Annotated in this window: 18 protein-coding genes; 9 read left to right on the top strand and 9 right to left on the bottom strand. The window is 69.8% G+C overall.

Going from position 1 to position 19,621, the window contains the following annotated elements; translation table 11 throughout:
- Positions 1-92 precede the first annotated feature (92 nt).
- The 5 genes from AC57B5_RS08875 to AC57B5_RS08855 form a co-directional block, all read right to left on the bottom strand.
- Positions 93-1,439, bottom strand: coding sequence for an MFS transporter (locus tag AC57B5_RS08875; RefSeq protein ID WP_013802019.1), 1,347 nt, complete (start codon positions 1,437-1,439; stop codon positions 93-95).
- Positions 1,440-1,476: 37 nt separating this feature from the next.
- Positions 1,477-2,796 carry an MFS transporter gene (locus AC57B5_RS08870; RefSeq protein ID WP_496399302.1) on the bottom strand — a complete coding sequence of 440 codons (1,320 nt, stop codon included), beginning with the start codon at positions 2,794-2,796 and terminating at the stop codon, positions 1,477-1,479.
- Positions 2,797-2,906: 110 nt separating this feature from the next.
- Positions 2,907-3,785, bottom strand: coding sequence for an SMP-30/gluconolactonase/LRE family protein (locus AC57B5_RS08865; protein ID WP_013802021.1), 879 nt, complete (start codon positions 3,783-3,785; stop codon positions 2,907-2,909).
- A 46-nt stretch (positions 3,786-3,831) separates the two neighbouring features.
- On the bottom strand, positions 3,832-4,764 hold the full coding sequence (gene kce / locus AC57B5_RS08860; RefSeq protein ID WP_279495170.1) for a 3,5-dioxohexanoate:acetyl-CoA acetone transferase: 933 nt from the start codon (positions 4,762-4,764) through the stop codon (positions 3,832-3,834).
- Positions 4,765-4,830: 66 nt separating this feature from the next.
- The gene (locus AC57B5_RS08855; RefSeq protein ID WP_496399301.1) at positions 4,831-5,625 is read right to left on the bottom strand and encodes an SDR family oxidoreductase; all 795 of its coding nucleotides are present in this window, start codon (positions 5,623-5,625) and stop codon (positions 4,831-4,833) included.
- Between the two features lie 138 nt (positions 5,626-5,763).
- On the opposite strand from AC57B5_RS08855, the gene AC57B5_RS08850 reads away from it, so the two are divergent.
- The 8 genes from AC57B5_RS08850 (at position 5,764) to AC57B5_RS08815 (ending at position 13,229) form a co-directional block, all read left to right on the top strand.
- The gene (locus tag AC57B5_RS08850; RefSeq protein ID WP_496399300.1) at positions 5,764-6,519 is read left to right on the top strand and encodes a GntR family transcriptional regulator; all 756 of its coding nucleotides are present in this window, start codon (positions 5,764-5,766) and stop codon (positions 6,517-6,519) included.
- A 64-nt stretch (positions 6,520-6,583) separates the two neighbouring features.
- Complete coding sequence (locus AC57B5_RS08845) at positions 6,584-6,811, top strand: AbrB/MazE/SpoVT family DNA-binding domain-containing protein (protein ID WP_012206056.1); 228 nt, start codon at positions 6,584-6,586, stop codon at positions 6,809-6,811.
- Positions 6,808-7,224 (top strand): putative toxin-antitoxin system toxin component, PIN family, encoded by a 417-nt coding sequence (locus tag AC57B5_RS08840; RefSeq protein ID WP_012206055.1) that lies wholly within the window; start codon positions 6,808-6,810, stop codon positions 7,222-7,224. Before AC57B5_RS08845 ends, AC57B5_RS08840 begins: the two co-directional genes overlap by 4 nt.
- A gap of 12 nt (positions 7,225-7,236) precedes the next feature.
- Positions 7,237-8,154, top strand: a complete 918-nt coding sequence (locus tag AC57B5_RS08835) for a pseudouridine synthase (RefSeq protein WP_065347944.1) — start codon at positions 7,237-7,239, stop codon at positions 8,152-8,154.
- A 105-nt stretch (positions 8,155-8,259) separates the two neighbouring features.
- Positions 8,260-8,808: a TetR/AcrR family transcriptional regulator gene (locus AC57B5_RS08830; RefSeq protein ID WP_034394679.1), complete on the top strand. Its 549-nt coding sequence runs from the start codon at positions 8,260-8,262 to the stop codon at positions 8,806-8,808.
- 1 nt (position 8,809) lies between these two features.
- Positions 8,810-10,585, top strand: coding sequence for an MFS transporter (locus AC57B5_RS08825; RefSeq protein WP_012206052.1), 1,776 nt, complete (start codon positions 8,810-8,812; stop codon positions 10,583-10,585).
- Between the two features lie 29 nt (positions 10,586-10,614).
- Positions 10,615-11,802, top strand: coding sequence for an HlyD family secretion protein (locus AC57B5_RS08820; RefSeq protein WP_496399299.1), 1,188 nt, complete (start codon positions 10,615-10,617; stop codon positions 11,800-11,802).
- Positions 11,799-13,229 (top strand): efflux transporter outer membrane subunit, encoded by a 1,431-nt coding sequence (locus tag AC57B5_RS08815; RefSeq protein ID WP_496399298.1) that lies wholly within the window; start codon positions 11,799-11,801, stop codon positions 13,227-13,229. The genes AC57B5_RS08820 and AC57B5_RS08815 overlap by 4 nt, the downstream gene beginning before the upstream one ends.
- Here the strand turns inward: AC57B5_RS08815 and AC57B5_RS08810 are convergent, their stop codons facing one another.
- From AC57B5_RS08810 to dsrO, 3 genes are all read right to left on the bottom strand, one after another.
- The gene (locus AC57B5_RS08810) at positions 13,230-16,430 is read right to left on the bottom strand and encodes a tetrathionate reductase subunit A (protein ID WP_496399297.1); all 3,201 of its coding nucleotides are present in this window, start codon (positions 16,428-16,430) and stop codon (positions 13,230-13,232) included.
- 78 nt (positions 16,431-16,508) lie between these two features.
- Entirely contained in the window at positions 16,509-17,552 is a 1,044-nt protein-coding gene (gene nrfD, locus AC57B5_RS08805) for an NrfD/PsrC family molybdoenzyme membrane anchor subunit (RefSeq protein ID WP_496399296.1), read from the bottom strand.
- A 16-nt stretch (positions 17,553-17,568) separates the two neighbouring features.
- Positions 17,569-18,414 (bottom strand): sulfate reduction electron transfer complex DsrMKJOP subunit DsrO, encoded by an 846-nt coding sequence (gene dsrO / locus AC57B5_RS08800; RefSeq protein ID WP_012206047.1) that lies wholly within the window; start codon positions 18,412-18,414, stop codon positions 17,569-17,571.
- 355 nt (positions 18,415-18,769) lie between these two features.
- Between dsrO and AC57B5_RS08795 the strand changes: the two genes are divergently transcribed.
- Positions 18,770-19,234: a hypothetical protein gene (locus AC57B5_RS08795; protein ID WP_012206046.1), complete on the top strand. Its 465-nt coding sequence runs from the start codon at positions 18,770-18,772 to the stop codon at positions 19,232-19,234.
- Here AC57B5_RS08795 and AC57B5_RS08790 read toward each other — a convergent pair.
- Positions 19,219-19,620, bottom strand: coding sequence for a DsrE family protein (locus tag AC57B5_RS08790; RefSeq protein WP_180319322.1), 402 nt, complete (start codon positions 19,618-19,620; stop codon positions 19,219-19,221). The genes AC57B5_RS08795 and AC57B5_RS08790 overlap by 16 nt on opposite strands.
- Position 19,621 lies beyond the last annotated feature (1 nt).

Raw genomic sequence — 19,621 nt, 5'->3', positions numbered from 1 at the left:
GCCAAGGCCCGGGACGCGCTGGCGGGCAGCCGGCAGGCCCGCATACAGGAGATTGACCTACAGCGCGGCCTGCGGCGGGGAAGGGGCCGTCATCACGGCGTCTCCTGGCCCTGGCGCAGCCGGGTGGATGCCAGGGCGGCCACCACCAGCAGGCCCGCCATGATGAACAGGCCGTTGCGCGTGCTGCCCGTGGCCTGTTCGATCATCCCCATCACCGTGGGGCCGATGAAGCCGCCCACCAGGCCGCAGGTATTGACCAGGGCTATGCCGCCCGCCAGCCCCGCGCCCGCCAGCCGCGAGGCGGGAAACAGGAAGACCACGGACTGCACCACGAAGAACATCAGCGCCGTCAGGCTGAAACCCAGCAGGCCCAGGGCGGGCGAGGCCTTGCCCGCCAGCGCGGCCACCAGCAGGCCGGCGGCCATGGTGGCCAGGCCCGCCAGCAGCATGCGCCGGCAGCGCTGCGGGTGGGTGGCAAAGCGCGGCAGCCAGGCCGCACCGATGGCCGCTGCGATCCAGGGCACGGAGTTGAGCGTGCCGATCTGCAGCGGCGAGAGCTGGCCGTAGGTGCCGATGATGCCCGGCAGGAAGAAGATCACCGTGTAGATGCTGATCTGGTGGCAGAAGTAGACAAGGATGGCCAGCCAGATCTGGCGGTCGCGCAGGCAGTCCCTGAGCGAGTGGCCCACCTGGCCGGCGCTGGCCTGCTGGTCCTGCTCGGCCTGCAGGCGTTGCAGTACCTCGCGCGATTCGGCGGCCGTCAGCCAGGGTGCGCTGGCCGGGCCGTCTGGCAGCTTCTTCCAGACCACCCAGGCCAGGGCCACGGCGGGCAGGCCCTCGATCACGAACATCCATTGCCAGCCGTGCCAGCCCAGGAAGCCGTCCATCTGCAGCAGCGCGCCGCCCACGGGGCCGCTGAGGATGTTGGCAATGCACACGCCCAGCAGGAAGTAGCCGATGGCGCGGGCCCGTTCCTCGCGGCCGAACCAGTAGGTCAGGTACAGCATCACGCCGGGGAACAGCCCCGCCTCGGCCGCGCCCAGCAGCACGCGCATCACGTAGAACGAGGTCTCTCCGGTGATGAAGGCCATGCCGGCCGACAGCAGGCCCCAGGTCACCATGATCCGTGTGATCCAGAACCGCGCGCCCACCCTGTGCATGATGAGGTTGCTGGGCACTTCCAGCAGGGCGTAGCTCAGGAAGAACAGCCCCGCGCCCAGGCCGTAGGCGGCCGCCGAGATGCCCAGGTCCACCTCGATGTGCGACTTGGCCAGCGCAATGTTGGTGCGATCTATGAAGCTGATCACATAGGACAGCACCAGCAGCGGCATCAGCCTGCGGAAGATGCGGGCGTTGAGCAGCGACTGCCTGTCGCCGGCGGCCGGCTGGGGCCGTGCGGGCGGCGCGTGAACAGGGGAGGGCGATGGGTGATGGACCATGGCAAATCCTTGGAAAGATGGGTGGATGAAAGCGGAGTCAGGCGGTGGCGGTGGAGGCGGCGTTGCCGCGCGTGCCCAGCTGCAGGGCCACGCCGCCCAGCGCGCAGCCGGCCATGACCAGGAAGCACAGGGCATAGCCGCCGGGGCTGGTCCAGCCGCCGCCCAGGGCGATCAGGCTGCCCATCAGCACGGGCGCGATGCCGCCGCCCACGAACATGGCGGTGGTGATGATTCCGTTGGCCGTGGAGGTGGCCGCAGGCTGGGCGCAGTCCGAGGCCACCGCGTAGTAGATGGGCCAGACCGCATTGGAGACCAGGCCGAACAGCAGCTGCATCACCACGACCAGGGCCATGGTGTCGGCGAAGTAGAAGGCGCCCACGCTGGCGGCCATCCACAGGCCGCAGATCACCAGGGTGACGCGGCGCCCGATCACGTCCGACAGAGCCGGCCAGACCAGCTGGCCCACGATGCCGGTGAGCGTGAACACCACGCTCATGCCTGCCGATTCGGCCAGCGACAGGCCCATGATGTTGTAGAGGTAGGCCGGCAGCACCACGTTGATGCCCATGTAGACCACCTGCGTGAGCAGGGTGTTGCCAGCCGTCAGGGCGATGCTGCGGTTGGCCAGCGTGCTGCGCAGGGTGCGCCAGGCCTGGCCTTTTTCCACCTGCGCCGCCACGCTGGCCTGCGGCGGGGTCATGCCCCGGGCGGCGATGTCGGCATACAGCAGTTCCATCTTCTGCGGCGTGGAGTAGCGCGCCCAGAACCACATCAGCGGGATGGCGACGACCAGCGCGACAAAGAACACATAGCGCCAGTTCTCCTCGCCGAAGGCGTACAGCACAAAGCCGGCGACCAGGCCGCTGAGCATGGCGCCCACCGGATAGCCCGTGTGGTGGGCGCCCAGCGCGAAGCCGCGCCGCTCCACCGGCCACCACTCGGCGGTGTTGCTCACGCCCACGGGCTCGCCCCAGCCGGCGCCCAGGTTGACGCCGACGCGCAGCGCCACGAAGCCCGCCAGGCTGCCGCTCAGCGCCTTGAAGCCCGAGGCGAACGACAGCGCCGTATAGCCCAGCACCAGGGGCACCTGAAAGCGTGCGCGCTTCCAGCCCGCGCCGTAGCGGTCGCTCCAGATCGCCCCGGGAATGTCCAGCACGGCCAGGGCCAGCATCACGATGGTGGCTACCGTGCCCCATTCGTCGGCCGACAGGCCGAAGTGCCGGGAGATGGTCGGCCCCAGTCGCAGCACGATCTCGCGGTCGTAGGCATTCAGTACCCAGATCAGCCAGCAGACCAGCAGGGATACCCATGAATAGCGGTGGATCTGGCGCAGCGAAGCGCGCGGGGGCTGGGCCATGACAGTCTCCCGGGCACCAGCGGTGGGTGCCGTTTCATTGTTGTGTGGATGAAGGCGCCGCGGCGGCGTTGCGGTGCGAAGGCTCCGGGCCTGCATGCCCGGCTCCGTGCTCAGGCGCCGAAGCGCTGCTCGGGCAGGCCACGCACGCCCAGCCCCTTGACGGAGAACAGCGCGCCGCGGGACTGGCCGTCGCCCGGGAAACGCGGCAACGGCGGCTTGCCCATGGAGGTGACGTACAGCGTGTCGAGCCCGGGCCCGCCGAACATCACGCTGGTCACCTTGCGCACCGGCATCTCTATCACCCGGTCCACCCGGCCGTCCGGCGTGTAGCGCACCAGCTGGCCCGCGTACACCAGGGCCTGCCACAGGCAGCCTTCGGCATCGACCGTGGCCCCGTCGGCCGCGCCGCCACCGCTGGTGTCGACTGGGGCAAAGGTCCGGCGGCCGCTGGCATGGCCCGTGGCCGTGTCGTAGTCGTAGGCCCGGATCTCGCCGCTCCACGTGTCCGAGAAATAGAGCGTCGTGCCGTCCGGGCTCCAGCACGGGCCGTTCGAGCAGATGATGCCCTCGTCCAGCACATGCAGGCTCAGGTCCGTGTCCAGCCGGTACAGCCGCGCCGAAGGCTGCTCCTCCAGGGTGTCCATGGAGCCGAAGACGAAGCGGCCCTGCCGGTCCACCTTGCCGTCGTTGAGCCGGTTGCCGGGAAGGTGGGACTCGGGGGCGACGACCAGCTCCAGCTCGCCGCTTTCCAGGTCCAGCGTGTGCACGCCGCCGTGCAGCGCCACCAGGGCCGAGCGGCCGTCGCGGCGCAGTGCCATGGAGCCAATCTTCTGGCCGACTTCCCAGGCGCGCAGTTCCCGCCCGTCGGCCGTGCAGCGGAAGATGCGGCCGTCGAAGCTGTCTATCCAGTACAGGCGCTGCTGCCCGACGTCCCACAGCGGGCCTTCGCCCAGCGTGGTCTTGAGGTCGGCGACGATATCGATCTGCATGGGAGTCTCCTGTTCGGTGGCATGGGGGCTGGCCCGGGAAGGCGATTCAGAAGGCGACGTTGGCTGCACCCTTGAGGCCCAGCATGCTGCGCGCCTCGTCAGGCGTGGCGACGTCGACATTCAGGGCCTCGAGCACGGTGCGGATGCGGCGCACCTGCTCGGCGCTGGAGGTGGCCAGCTGCCCCGGGCCTATCCACAGAGAGTCTTCCAGCCCCACGCGCACATGCGAGCCCATGGCCGCGCCCATGGTGGCCAGCGGCAGCTGGTTGCGCCCGGCGCCCAGGATGGACCACTGGTAGTTGCTGCCCAGCAGGCGGTCGGCCGTGCGCCGCATGTGCATCAGGTCCTCCGGGTGGCCGCCGATGCCGCCCAGGATGCCGAACACCGACTGCACGAACACGGGCCCCTGCACCAGCCCCCGGTCCACGAAATGCGCCAGGTTGTGCAGGTGGCTGATGTCGTAGCACTCGAACTCGAAGCGCGTGCCCTGGGCCTGGCCCAGGCGCAGGATGCCTTCGATATCGGCAAAGGTGTTCTTGAAGACCAGGTTGCGGCTGTTTTCCAGGTGCTCGCGCTCCCAGGCGTGTTCCAGGTTCTTGAAGCGCTCCAGCATGGGGAACAGGCCGAAGTTCATCGAGCCCATGTTCAGCGAGGCCAGCTCGGGCTGGAACTCGGTCACGGGCCGCATGCGCTCTGGCACCGTCATGTGCGGGCTGCCGCCCGTGGTGATGTTGACGATGGCATCGCTCTCGGCACGGATCGCCTTGAGAAAGGGGCGGAACAGCTCCGGGTCCTGCGAAGGGCGCCCGTCGCGGGGATCGCGGGCATGCAGGTGCACGATGGCGGCGCCGGCCTCGGCGGCATCGATGGCGGCGCGCGCAATCTGCTCGGCCGTCACGGGCAGATGGGGCGACATGCTGGGCGTGTGGATGGCGCCCGTGGGCGCGCAGGTGATGATGGCTTTGGTGCGGGTGGCCATGGAAGGTCCTTGCGAACGGTGAAAAAGGCGAGAGGAGTAGAGGGGGAGAGGAGGACGAGAGGGCGCTCAGCTCAGCGCCTGGGTCAGCCCATCGACGGCCAGCTCCTGGCCCGTGACATGGCCGGCCAGCGGGCTGGCGGCAAACACGGCCATGTTGGCAATGTCGCGCGCCGTGGCCATGCGGCCCAGCGCGGCCTGGTGCGTATAGCTGCGCGTGACGTCTTCCAGCGGCAGGCCGCGTGCCTGCGCCTTGGCGGCAATCACGTCGCGGATGCGCGGGCCGTCCACGGCGCCCGGCAGGATGGCGTTCACCCGGATGCCGTCGGCGCCCAGCTCCAGCGCCAGCGACTTGGTGAAGCCGATCACGGCCCACTTGGACGCCGAATAGGCCGAGCGGCCCGGCATGCCCAGGTGGCCTGCCGCCGAAGACAGGTTGACGATGGCCGCCTGCCGGCCCTCGCGTGCCGATTGCCGAAGCCGGGGCACGGCCAGCCGCGTGCACAGGAAGGCGCCGGTGATATTCACATCCAGCGTGCGCTGCCAGTCGGCCAGGTCCAGCGTCTCCACCGCGCCCGTGGGGCCGGCCACCCCGGCGTTGTTGACGAGGATGTCCAGGCCGCCCAACTCGTTGTCCACGGCCTTGAACAGGGCCTGCACCTGCAAGGCATCCGACACATCGGCAAGACGGCTGCTGGCGCCGGGCAGGGCGGCAGCCAGCGCATCCAGGCTGGCCTGGGCCACGTCACAGACCATGACGCGCGCGCCGGCCTCGGCAAAGGCGCGGCTGATTTCCAGGCCGATTCCGGCGGCGCCCGCCGTCACCAGGACGCGCTGGCCGGCCAGAAGATCGTTTTTCCACATGAGGGGACTCCTTGGGAACTCAAACAAAGGTGAAAGGGATTTGGGTTGGGTTTGGATTTTGTATCTGTGATCACAGATCAAATATGGTGAATACCCTATGCGGCATGACAGCGGCGGCGCCGCGCTACCATCGCCGCCATGGCCATCAACGAACTAGTCACCCCACTCAAACGGCAGACCCTCAGCAGCGATGTCTATGCACAGCTCAGGGAATTGCTGATCACGGGCCAGATGATTCCGGGCGAGCAGATCTCGCTGCGCACCACGGCCAGCGCGCTGGGCGTCAGCGTCATGCCCGTGCGCGAGGCCGTGCACCGGCTGGTGGCCGAGCAGGCGCTGGAACTCACGCCCAACCGCGCGCTGCGCGTGCCGTTGATGACGGAAAGCGCCTTCCGCGAGATCACGCGCATCCGCGTCAACCTCGAAGGCCTGGCCACGGAGCAGGCGGCCCGGCAACTGCCGGCTGCCGAGCTGGAGCGCATCGCCGCCCTGCAGGACCGCTTTGCGGCCGAGATGGCCAGCGCCTCGCCGGACGGTGCGCGGCTCATCGCCTTCAACAAGGATTTCCACTTCGCCGTCTACAGCGCGGCCGGCATGCCCATGCTGCTGCAGATGATCGAGGCGCTGTGGCTGCGCATAGGTCCCATCCTCAACCATGACATGCGCTCGGGCTCGCGCCGCGTGAGCGAACAGGTGGCGGTCGGCCACCACGCGCGCCTGGTCGAGGCGCTGCGGCGCGGCGATGCGCCAGCCGCCAAGGAGGCGCTGCGCGGCGACATCGAAAGCGCGGCCGACTACATCGTTTCGGCGGGCGTGCTGGTGACGGCGGACAGCGGGTTGAACGGCGTGAGTGGACTGAGCGGGCCAGCCTCGCAAGGTGAAGAGGCCCGGTGAGACGCAGAGGAATGAGGTAAGGAAGTAAGATTTCCGTGTTTTCTCTCATTTGCAGGAGCCGTCCATGCTTGCCAAATTGACGTCGAAGAACCAGATCACCCTGCCCAAGGCCGTGGTGTCCGAGGTGGAGGCCGCAGAGTATTTCGAGGTGGCCGTGGAAAACGGCCGCATCGTGCTCACGCCCGTGCACGTGCAGCGTGTCCAGCGCGCACAGGCCGTCCGCGACAAGCTGCAGCAGATGGGCATCACCGAAGAGGATGTGCAGGAGGCGACCTCCTGGGCGCGCAAATGATGCGTGTCGTCCTGGACACCAACGTCGTGCTCTCGGCATTGCTGTTCACGTCGGGCCGTCTTGCGTGGATACGCCGGGCCTGGCAGCACCAGCAGTTGAAGCCCCTGGTCTGCAGGGAAACGGCCAGCGAATTGCTGCGTGTGCTCGCCTACCCGAAGTTCAAGCTGTCAACGGCCGAGCAACAGGCCTTGCTGGAGGATTTCCTGCCCTGGGCCGATGTCGTCACACTGCCGCAGCCCTGGCCTGCATTGCCGTTGTGCCGGGACGACAAGGACCAGGTGTTCCTGGTGCTGGCGCATGTGGGCCGGGCCCAGGCGCTCATCACCGGCGACGGCGACCTTCTGGCGCTGCGTGACAGCTTTCCCGGCCTGATCGTGACGCCCGATGAGTGGGCAGCGCTGCACAAGCGCTGAGGGCAGGAATCCATGCACAACGCCCACGACCCCAAGGTTCTTCCCATACGCGACGGCGTCAGCCCCAGCTGCGTGGTGCTGCCCAGCCAGGGCGGCGGGTTGCTGATCGATTTTCTGGCCGAGCGCCTGCCGGCCGTGGCGCGCGAAGACTGGCTGCGGCGCCTGGCGCTGCGCGAGGTGGTGGACGAGCATGGCCGCGCCGCCGATGCAGGCACGGCCTTTGCGCCGGGCCTGCGCTACTACTACTACCGCGAGCTGCAGGCCGAGCCGCCCATCCCCTTCGAGGCCGAGGTCCTCCACCGCGACGCGCATCTGCTGGTGGCCGACAAGCCGCATTTCCTGCCCGTGGTGCCGGCCGGCAAGTACCTGCAGCAGACGCTGCTGGTGCGGCTCAAGCGCGAGTTCGACCTGCCCGAGCTGTCGCCCATCCACCGCATCGACCGCGACACGGCGGGACTGGTGGTGTTTTCGGTGCAGCGCGCCACGCGCGGCATCTACCAGGCGTTGTTCCGCGACCGCGCCATCCACAAGACCTACGAGGCCGTGGCCCCCTGGCGCGAGGACGTGGTTTTCCCGCGCACGCATGAAAGCCGCATGGAGGAAAGCGGGCACTTCTTCCGCATGCACGAGGTGGCAGGCGCGCCCAACACCCGCACCCACATGCAGGTGCTGGAGCAGCACGGCCGCTGGGCGCGCTACCGGCTGGAGCCCGAAAGCGGCAAGCGCCACCAGCTGCGCGTGCACATGGCCGCCCTGGGCCTGCCGCTGTGGGGCGACGGCTTCTATCCCGAAGTGCATGACATGCCCGAGGGCGACTACTCGCGCCCGCTGCAGCTGCTGGCGCGCAGCCTGGCCTTCACCGATCCTCTGGACGGCCAGTCGCGGCGCTTTGACAGCCGCCGCCAGCTGCTGCCGCTGACCGACCTGTAGAGGCTTTTCCACTGCCGGAAACCGCTGGTTTTTTGCCCATGGCCCCGCCATGGGATAGGCCGGTTGCGGACATTTAACGGACAACTTTGTCCGATAATTGTCCGCATGACTTCCAAAAGACCCAGTGCCGATATCCGCCGCGCCCAGCTGCTGGACGCGGCCGATGCCGTGTTCTCCGAGCATGGCGTGACCGCGCCGCTGGACCTGGTGGTCGAGCGCGCCGAGGTCGGCCGCGCCACGCTGTACCGCCAGTTTCCTGACCGGCGCGCGCTGATGCTGGCGCTGCTGGAGCGTTCGCTGGACAACATGCGCAGCGCGGCCGAAGCCATGGCCGAGGATGACGATGCCTTCTACAAGCTGCTGTCGCGCCTGGCCGAGCGCATTGCGGTCTCGGCCCCCATCACCGATTACTGGCGCACCGTGGAGCGCGGCGACGAGGTCATCGCCCAGGCGCGCGTTGCCATGTGGCAGATCTTTCGGCCGGCCATGGACCGGGCCGTGGCCTGCGGCCATTGCCGCCAGCCGCTGACGCAGGCCGAGCTGTCCCTGGTCTTCGGCATGCTGGGCGCCTCGCTGCGCGGCGAGACGCCGCAGCAGCGGCGCACGCTGGCGCGCAAGGCGCTGCAGATCGTCTGGCAAGGCCTGAAGGCCTGACATGGCCACCACACCCACTCCACCGGGGCCCGTGCTGCCCCCGTCGCCCCCCGTCGTCTACCTCAAGCCCCCGCCGGACTGGGAAGAGCATGAAAAGCCCAGCCTGCCGGGCTCGCCGTCCATGCCGCTGCACCAGCCGGCCGTGCGCGCCGCCTATGGCCTGATCGCCGTGCTGGTGGCGTTGACGGGCGGCCTGGGCAATGCACTGTTCACGGCCAACCTGCCCACCATCCAGGGCCAGATGGGGCTGACGTCTTCCGAGGCCGCCTGGCTGACCGGCGCCTACGTCATGCTCAACATGACGGCCAACCTGCTGGTCTACAAGTTCCGCCAGCAGTTCGGCATGCGGCTGTTCGCCGAGATCGGCCTGGGCCTGTATGCGCTGCTGACGCTGCTGCACCTGGTGCTGGGCAGCTACACCAGCCTGCTCATGCTGCGCGCGGCCAGCGGCCTGGCGGGCGCCACCTGCAGCACGCTGGGCACGCTCTACATGCTGCAGGCCGCGCCGCGCAAGCATGTGCTCAAGATGCTGGTGATCGGCGTGGGCCTGGGGCAGATCGCCACGCCGCTGGCATGGATCCTGTCGCCGGGCCTGCTGTTCAACAGCGAGTGGCACAACCTCTACCTGTTCGAGGCCGGCCTGGCCCTGATCTCGTTCGCGGGCGTGGTGGTGCTCAAGCTGCCGCCGGGCGTGCACATCCGCAGCTTCGAGCGGCTGGACTTCCTGACCTTCTTCCTGATGGTGCCCGGCGTGGGCCTGCTGATCGCCGTGCTGGTGCAGGGCTACAACCACTGGTGGCTGGACACGCCCTGGCTGGCCTGGATGCTGATCGGCTCCATCGTCCTGCTGAGCGTGGCGCTGTACATCGAGCACCACCGCCGCAACCCCATGCTGCAGACGCGCTGGTTCGTGCTGGCGCCCACGGTGCGCTTCGTGATCGGTGCGCTGCTGCTGCGCTTTCTGACCACCGAGCAGACCTATGGCGTGATCGGCATGCAGCGCATGCTGGGCATGACGGTGGACCAGATGCAGCCGCTGTTCATCGTCATCCTGCTGGGCACCATCGCGGGCATTGCCGTGTCGGCGCTGACCTTCGGGCTGGAGAACATGGGCAAGCAGATCGTGGGCTCCATCGTGCTGTTCGCGCTGGCAGCCTGGCTGGACCACAGCCGCACCAGCCTGGCCCGGCCCGAGGACTTCTTCGGCAGCCAGTTCCTCATGGCCGTGGGCGCGGGCCTGTTCATGGGGCCGCTGATGCTGATCGGCGTGGTGCAGGGCCTGAAGTTCGGCGCGCACTACATGCTGACGGCCATCGTCACCATCTCCATGACGCAGGCCATGGGCGCGCTCATGGGCTCGGCCCTGCTGAGCACCTACCAGATGCACCGCGAGCAGGTGTATTCGGCCGCCATCGTGGCCGACGTCGATCCCACCGACCCCATCGTGGCCGACCGCCTGCGCCTGCAGCAGCAAAGCCTGGCCCGCGTCATCGCCGACCCGGCCCTGCGTGCGGCCCAGGGCACGGCCCAGCTGGCGCAGGCCGCACGCCGCGAGGCCAATGTGCGCGCCTACAACGACGTGTTCGCCCTCACGGCCGGCGTGGCCGTGCTCTACCTGCTGTGGATGCTGGCCCTGGCTGGCCGCGCACGCCAGCGCGCCTTCGTGGAGCGCATGCGCGCCGCCGCAGCCGATGCCTCGGCCATGCGCGGCACCGATGCCGCCGCGCCGCAGGACGCGCCGGGCCAGCCGCCCACCCAACCCGTCGCCCGCGCCTGAAACCGTTCGCCCAGAGAAAAGACAACAACATGAGTGACTCCGAAAATTCCAATGGCGGCACGGCCGCCTCTGCCTCGCCTGCGCCGGCTCCCGCTGCGGCGCCTTCGCCTTCACCTTCGCCATCGCCCAAGCTCATCAAACCCTCGCTGCGCAGCGTGCTGGTGATGCTGGTGGTCGCCCTGGCCGGCGTGCTGCTGGTGCTGCGTGCCTGGAACCTGTTCCCCTTCGCGGGCACCGTGGTCAGCACAGACAACGCCTATGTGCGCGGCGCCGTCACCGTGCTCGCGCCCCAGGTCAGCGGCTATGTGACCGAGGTGCTGGTGCAGGACTACGAGAACGTCAAGGCCGGCCAGCCCCTGGTGCGCATCGACGCACGCACCTACGAAGCTGCCCAGGCACAGGCGCAGGCCCAGCTGGCCAATGCCCGCGCACAGCTGGCCAATGCCGACCAGACCCAGGCCCAGAACCGCGCCACGCTGGGCGCCAGCCGCGCCGGCCTGGCGGCGGCGCAGGCCGAATCCGACCGTGCCGCAGCCGAGCTGCAGCGCGTGCAGGCGCTGTCCGAGCGCGGCTCCGTCTCGCTCAACGAGCGTGACAAGGTGCGTGCCACCGCGCGCCTGGCGGCCACCAACGTGGCCAAGGCCCAGGCCGACATCGAGATCAACGCCCAGAAGATCAAGGCGACGACGGTGAACCGCGCCTCGCTCGAAGCCCAGGTCCAGATGGCCGAGGCCCAGCTGCGCCAGGCACAGATCAACCTGGACAACACCGTGGTGCATGCGCCAGGCGATGGCCAGGTCAGCGAGGTGGGCGTGCGCCGGGGCCAGTACGTCACGGCCGGCTCCCAGCTCATGTACGTGGTGCCGCACACGCTGTGGGTGGTGGCCAACTTCAAGGAAACCCAGACCGCCCAGGTGCGCATAGGCCAGGCAGTGCGCTTCAGCGTCGATGCGCTGGGCGGCGCCCACCTCACGGGCCGCGTGCTGGAGATCGCGCCGGCCACGGGCTCGGAATTCAGCGTGCTCAAGGCCGACAACGCCACGGGCAACTTCACCAAGGTCGTGCAGCGCCTGCCGGTCAAGATTGCAATCGATCCCGACCAGGAACTGGCCGCCAGGCTGCGCGCGGGCATGTCGGTGGTGGTGCGGCTGGATACGGCGCAGCCTGAGCCCCAACCCACACAGCAGCCCGCACCCCAACCGGAGGCCCGCCCATGACCGCCCGCGCACTGGCCATGGCCATCGCCTGCGCCACCGCGCTGGCCGGCTGCAGCGTGCCGCCGCTGAGCACCGCGCCTGAAGCGGCCCGGCCCGCCATGCCCGCCCAGTGGAGCGGAGCAGGGCAGGAGCCGGCCGCCGCCGTCCAGACATCGTGGTGGCAGGCCTTTGGCGATCCGCTGCTCACGCGCTGGGTGGAACTGGCCCAGTCCCGCAACAACGATGTGCTGCTGGCCCTGTCGCGCGTGGATGAGGCGCGGGCCAACCTGGATGTGGCAGGCGCTGCGGGCCTGCCCCAGCTCTCGGCCACGGCCGGCGCCTCCACGGGCCGCAGCCTGGGCGCGCGGGGCCTGGCGCACACGCGCTCGGTTCAGCCCGGCCTGCAGGCCAGCTGGGAGCCTGATCTGTGGGGCCGCATCGCCCACCTGGAAAAGGCCGCCGCCCTGCGCCTGCAGGCCAGCGAGGCCGACCGCGACGCCGTGGCCCTGGCCGTGGCCGCCACCACGGCCCAGGCCTATGTGGGCCTGCGCTCGCTGCAATCGCAGCTGCAAGTGGCCCAGGCCACGGCCCGCTCGCGCGAACAGGCCCTGCGCCTGGCTGACGATCAGGCGCGCGTGGGCTACACCTCGCAGCTGCAGCTCACCCAGGCGCAGGCCGAGCTGCAATCCGTGCAGCAGGCCGTGGAGCAATTGGAGCTGTCGCTGGCACGCCAGCGCACGGCGCTCCTGCTGCTGGCCGGCGGCGAGGGTGACGAGCAGGCAGCCGCGCTCATGGCAACAACCGACGGCCAGTCCGCTGCGCTGGGCGCACCGCCGCCTGCGCCGGCCGCCGGCCTGCCTTCTGCCTTGCTGCAGCGCCGCCCCGACATTGCACGGGCGCAGCTGCAGCTGGCGGCCGCCGACGAAAGCCTGGCCGTGCAGCGCACCGCCTTCCTGCCCCAGGTCTCGCTGACGGCCAGCGCCGGCAGCCTGCTGGTCAACGCCCTGCAATACCACCCGGCCACGGTCTGGGCCCTGGGCGGCAGCGTGCTGGCGCCGCTGTTCACGGGCGGCCGGCTGCAAGGGCAGTTCGACGCCGTGACCGCCCAGCGCGACCAGGCCGCCTATGCCTATCGGGGCGTGGTGATCAAGGCCCTGGCCGATGTGGAAAACGCCCTGGTCGGCACCCGGCGCCTGCAGTCGCAGTGGCAGCACGCCAGCGAGCGCGAGGCGGTGCTGCAGCGGTCCCTGGGCTTTGCCAAGGACCGCTACGAGGCCGGCTACGCCAGCTACCTGGAAGAGCTGGACGCCCAGCGCAATCTCTACCAGGCCCAGCAGGAAGTCATACGCCTGCGGCAGAGCCAGCTGGAAAACGCCATTGCGCTGTACCAGGCGCTGGGGGGCGGCTGGCAGGCCGACGCTGCACCTGTCGCCAGCTCCGCCCGCTGATCAGACCTTCTCGATGCGCGCAGGCAGGCCCTGGCGCACCGTGGCGCCAGACACCCAGTCCACCCACACGTTTTTGCAGCCGGGCCGCGTGGGATCGGCAAAGCCCAGGTCGTTGAGGTTCACGCCATTGGCATGCTCGGCGTTCACCGGCATGGGCTGGCCGTCGATGCTGTGGCGGCCCGCGCCCAGCTCGCGGTGGCCGTAGCCGTGCTCGATGGCCACGGTGCCCGGCATCACGCCGTCGCGCACCATGGCCACGGCCGTCACCGCGCCGCCCGGCGTGCGGATGCGCACCGTGTCGCCGTTGGCGATGCCCAGCCGCTCGGCGTCATCGCGGTGCAGGGACACCGGGTTGTGCGGATGCACCTGGCGCAGCCGCGAGACGGCAATCGACATGGAACTCATCAGGTTGGACTTGTACGAGGTCAGCAGCAGCGGCCATTGCTGCTCGCCGAAATGCGTGCGCATGGCGCTGCCGTCGGCCAGCCGCGCCGGATACCAGGTGGGGCAGCCGCTGTAGCGCTCGCCCGTCATGGCGTGGCGCATGCGGGCCAGCTCCTCGCTCCAGACCTGCAGGGCAGGCGCGTGGGCCTTGCGGGTGTGGCCGTCCTTCCAGGCGTCCTCGATGCGGTCGAAGCGCCCGCCGCGCGTCAGCAGCATGGCCACCTGGCGCCATTCATCGTCCTTCAGGCGCTGGCGCAGCGCGGGCACCAGCCTGTCCACGCCGGTGATGGCGATGTCGTCATCGCTGGCCGCCGGCACGGGCTTGCCGCCTGCCCAGGCCACGTTGGCCAGTGCATGGATGAAGAAGTCCTCGGCCGAGCGCAGCGCATGGGGCTGGCCCTGGGCGTCCTTGATGGCGGCCTCGCCAAAGCCGGGCAGGCCCAGCCGGTCTGCCACGGCGAAGAGGAAGCTCTCCACATTCACGGGCTGGCCGCCGGCCGTGCGCGCCACGGCGGGCTGCACCACGGGCCAGCGCACGGTGGAGCTTTTGGCCACCACGTCGGCCCAGGGCGCCGAGATGCCCCAGCTCTCGTAGGTCACGGTATCGGGCACGATGAAATCGGCCAGCGCGCTGGTCTCGTTGATGAAGGGATCGATGGAGACGATCAGCGGCAGCTTCTTCGGGTCCTTGAGATCGTCCACCAGCGCGTTGCGAAAGCCCGCAATGCCGTAGACGGGGTTGCTCATGTGGTTGATCCAGGCCTTGGCGCGATAGGGGTAACCGGCCAGCGCGCTGGCCAGCATCTCGCTGGACAGGCCGCCCACGGCCGGGTACCACGGGGCCTGGGCGGCGGGGTAGTTCTTCGCGCCCTCGGGCTGGCCCTCGCGCTTGCGCTGGAATTCCGCGCTTTTCTCGTAGGGCTGGCGGTGGCGTGACAGCGCCAGGCCGCGCGGCTTGACCTTGCCGTCGAAGTTGGCGAAGTCGTAGCGCGGGCCCGGGCCGAAGGGGCCGAACGGGCCGGCATCCAGCACCAGGCCGCCCTGCACGTTGAGGTTGCCCACCAGGGTGTTGAGCATGCTGATGGCGTAGGCGGTGTAGAAGCCCGCGCCGCTCATGGTGCCGCCATGCGCATCGGCTACGGCGCGCTTGCCATGGCTGGTGAACTCGCGCGCCAGCGCCTCGATCTCGCCGCGCGCCACGCCGCACAGCGCCGCGTACTCGTCCAGTGTCTTGAGGCTGGCCTGCTCATGCAGCTTGGCCAGCGAGGAGCAGACCGACAGCTCGGGGGCCTGGTCCGCGCCTTCGGCCTTCAGGCCGGGCACCGCCACGCGGGTGCGCACCATCAGCTGTGCAGGCTCGGCCTGGGTGTGCGGCGCCAGGCTGCCATCGGCACGCTGCACCACGAACACATCCTGGGACGGCTTGCCGTCTTCGGCTGGCGCGGGCAGGGCCCAGCCCAGGTCGGCGCCACGCAGAAAGCTGCCGTGGCGCGGGTGGCCGGGCTCGTTGACCAGCAGGTGCGTGGCATTGCTCCAGGACGCCTCGCCCGCGGCCTGCATGGCGGCCGGGCCGGGCTGGGCGAGAAAGCCCGTGTCATGGCGCGCCTCGTCCAGGATGACGCGGATCAGCGCCATGGCCAGGGCCAGGTCGCTGGCCGGCTTGACGGCCAGCCAGCGGTTGCCGCTGCCCGCAGCCAGGCTGGAAGAAGTGGGCAGCACGGGCGAGACCACCACGTAGCGGAAACGGTTGTCCTCGCGCGAGCGGGCCTCGGCCAGTTCGCGGCCCTGGCGCTGGAAGGGGTTGCCGGACTGCGCGGGTGCCGCGCCGATGAACAGGCCGAAGCTGGCATGGCTCCAGTCGGGCTTGCCGTGCGGCATGCCGGGCAGGTCGCCCAGGGCCGCTGCCGCACCCACGCGAAAGCTCTGGCCGCAGTAGGCGCCGTGGTTGCTGACGTTCACGGTGCCGAAGGACGGCCCCGCAAAGCGGCGCAGCAGCTGGGCGCGGCCTTCGTTGGAGGCGTCGGTCACCAGCAACTGGTTGGAGCGCGGGCCGAACTCGGGGTTGTCGGCGTCCAGCGGCGTCTTGGTGTCCCAGATGGCGCGCAGGCCCTCGACCTGGCCTTCACCGAACAGATCGCCGCCCTCGCAGACTTCCTGCACCAGCTGCTCGAAGGAAATGCTCTGCCAGCGGCCGCTGCCGCGCGGGCCCACGCGCTTGAGCGGGGTGAGCACGCGGTGCGGTGCGTTCTGGTGCTCCAGCATGGACGAGCCGCGCGCGCAGGCCGTGGCCCGGCCCTCCAGGCCCAGCTCCTTGCCCAGTTTGGCGTAGACCTCGCGCACGGGTTCTTCCATGGCGGCTGGCCGCGTGGTGGCCAGCGGGTGGTAGGGGTTGCCTGCCACGCGCAGGATGCGGTTGCTGGCGGTATCGACACGCACGCGCACGCCGCACTGCGTCCAGCAGCCCAGGCAGCTGGAGGGGCTGACCACCTGGCCGGGCTGGGTGGCGAGCGCGCCCGTGGCCGGGTCGATGCGGAACTCCGGCGTCAGCGAATTGCCGCGCGTGGCGCTGGCCGTGGGCGTGCCCGAGGTGCCTGCGACCAGGCCCTTGGCGCCACGTGCCAGCGTCTCGCCGTAGCCGGCCGCAAAGGCGGCCAGCCCACCGGCGGTGAGGCCACCGCGCAGCAGCAGGCGGCGGCGGGCGGCCTCGGCATCCAGGGAATCTTCGGGAGCTTGGGGGAGTTTCTTCTTGTCGGTCATGAAAGGCTTTCTGTGGCGCGGCCGGCCGGTGGCGGGCCGCGCTCCGTGAATGGGTGAGGGGTCGTCAGGGCGGCGGTGTCAGACGGCGCGGGCCGCGGCCGAACGCGCGGGAAACAGCTCCAGCGCCCAGGTGGCCAGCGTCACCAGTGCAATGCACAGGCCGGCCACGCCCAGCATGCCCAGCAGGCCGTCGCCGCCCAGCGGCATGTGGTAGATGTACAGGCCCGCGCCGTACTTGGGCACGCCTTGCACGCCCATGAACAGCGCCCAGCGGAAGGCCCAGGCCGCGGCGGCCAGGCCCAGCCCCAGGGCCAGCGTGTAGCGCGGGCAGGCCATGCGCTGCCCACCCCGCACCAGGGCCCACAGCAGGGCGGCACCGGCCACGGCCGAGCCCAGCATGCTCAGGCGCCAGACCGGAAACTGCTGCCACAGCTGCAGCGCTGCCAGGAAGGAGCGGCCCTGGCCCAGCCAGCCGGCAACGGCCCAGACCGCCACCATGGCCAGCAGGCACAGCGCCAGCGCCAGGCCCAGCACGCGCAGGGCCTGCAGGGCGCCGGCATCGGGGCGGTGGCGGGCGGGCAGAAAGCGCGCCGTCAACAGCATGCAGCCCACGGTGGCCAGCCAGCCCGTGAGTGCCAGGTTCAGCGGCACCCACAGCGTGTTCCACAGCGGGCGCGAGCGCACGGCCATCAGCTCGGCGCCGGTATAGGCGGTGATGGTCAGCGCCGACACGGCCAGCAGCGGCGCCAGCCAGCGCAGCCACTGCGGCCGGCCCAGCCACCAGGCCAGCACGAAGGCCAGCGCCAGTCCCACGAAGGCCGGCAGCAGCAGGGCGCCCACCGACATCCACGACCACGGCGTGAAGTGCGCATAGAAATGCCAGAAGCGCGCAGGCTGGTGCAGGTCGGCCAGCAGCGACACGGGCGCGGCGATGGCGCTGACGGCCAGCACCAGCACGGCGGCCGGCAGCAGGCGCGCCATGGCGCTGGCACGCGGCGCCCAGGCGCAGGCGGCGGCCAGCAGGGCGGCGCCCGTGGCAATGCCGGCCAGGAAGAAGTACTGCACGGCCCAGGGCAGCCAGGCCGATTCGTAGGCGGGGGTCAGGAGTTCGACGATGTGCATGGGGTGCTCCTTGCGTTCAGTGGGAAGTGACCAGCCGCACGCTGGCCTGCCCGTCCACGCCGTCGACGAAGGCGTCGGGCAATCCCAGGTAGTACACATGCGGGTCCGTGCCCATGGCGGGCTTGAGCACCTTGAGGTCCTTGGCGTGCTCGCGCATGCGCTGGCGGATCTCGCTGCCCTCGTCGTTGAGGTCGCCGATCACGCGGGCGCCGCCCACGCAGCTTTCCACGCAGGCCGGCAGCAGGCCGGCTTCCAGGCGGTGCTCGCAGAAGGTGCACTTGTCGGCGGTCTGCGTCTCGTGGTTGATGAAGCGCGCGTCATAGGGGCAGGCCTGCACGCAGTAGCCGCAGCCCACGCAGCGCTCGTTGTCCACCAGCACGATGCCGTCGCTGCGCTGGAAGGTGGCCTGCACCGGGCAGACCGGCACGCAGGGCGGGTTGTCGCAGTGGTTGCACAGGCGCGGCAGGTTGAGCATGGCCGGCGGCAGGTCCTCGTTGCCCGCGTGCTGCACCTCGTACTGCAGCACCGTGGTGCGGAACTGGCCCAGCGGCGGCAGGTTCTCCATGGAGCAGCTCACCGTGCAGGCCTGGCAGCCTATGCAGCGGCGCAGGTCCACCAGCATGCCGTAGCGCCTGCCGGCCTCGCCGGGGCGGCGCGGCGGCTGGAAACCCGGGGTGCCGGGCGCAGCCGCCGCCACGGGCAGGGCCACGGCCGCCATGGCGGCGGCCAGCAGGTCCTGCAGGAAGCCGCGCTTGCCGGCGGCGGGCTGCGCATGGGCGGCGGTGCGGGCGGGGATGTCCTGGGAGGAGGGCTTGCAGCTGCAGTCGTTGCAGCCGCTGCCGGCGCGGGATGTTTTTGGCATGGCCTGTCTTTCATCGTCCTGCGGCCACGGAGGGTGGTCGCTCAAACTCAATAAATCATTAAAAATATGCTTTTTATATTGAATTTAATATATGAAATTCAGGGCCTTGGCGGCTTGATGTGAGTCAAGCAATGGGCTTTCCAAGTGCCTGCCGAGTGCTTGCAAAGCGCCACCGACTGCCTGCCATGGACAGGCGTCCAAGGCAGTCCATAGCGTGTGGCGCAGGGATTAAGACGGGGTTAACAGGGTGACTGCATTCCTCGGGAATGCGGGGCGCGTATCGGAAATCACCCTCTTGTTTCCGCGCGCGGCCCCGGTCTACGCTGCTTGTGTCGCCACTGCCAAGGAGTTCTCCATGAACCATGCCCTGAACAGCCTTGCTTCGGAACTGGACCTTGCCGCCGAAGCCGGCGAGCACCTGAGGCTGCAATTCACACAGGCCTGCGTGGACCGCATCGCGCACCTGCTGGAAGACCCGGACGTCATCCGCTGCGCACAAGGCCTTCGCCGCTACCTGGACGGCCAGATCGACAGGCAGGAGCTGGACCGCCTGGCCCGCGAGGCCGCCAGCCTGGCCAACCACCACCAGGGATCACGCTCCCTCGACGGCTGCGGCCATGCCGCCGTGTCCGCCACCTATGCCACGGCCCATGGGCTGGCGGGCCGGGCGCTGCAGGCGGCCGACTATGCGGCCTACGCCATGGTCTATGGCGAGGGCGGCCACGGCGCCGTCACGGACCGCGAATCGTTCGAGCCCGAGTACCAATGGCAGGCGCGCTGCCTGGCCTCGCTGGCGCAGGCCGCTCAGCAGCGCACGTAGCACCAGGCCGACTGCTGCAGCAGGGCCAGTGACTCGATGCCGCCCTGCGGCAGCACGCGCATGCCGGCAGGCGCCTCGCGGCCCAGCTTCCTGAGCGTGTTCGGGCAGACCAGCGCATGGGCCAGGGCGGCCGCATCCAGATGCTGCGGCGTGCCCGGCGCGGCGTCCAGCAGCGCCTCGACGGCTGGGCCGTTGATGACGATGCGGACTTCGGCACCGGGCCGGTCCTGGCGCAGGTTGGCCAGATTGCTGCGTGCACGGGCCAGGGCGCCGGGCGTGGGCGCATGCAGCACGATGCGCAGCGGCGGCGCATCCGGCCGGGCGGGGAACAGGTCGCTCCAGTCGTTGGAGGCGGTGGAAGCGGCGGGACAACGGCTTGTGCTCATG

Source organism: Delftia sp. BGA-UO-ETr-SB1 (assembly GCF_059567865.1).
This window is presented reverse-complemented; position numbering and strand designations above follow the sequence as displayed.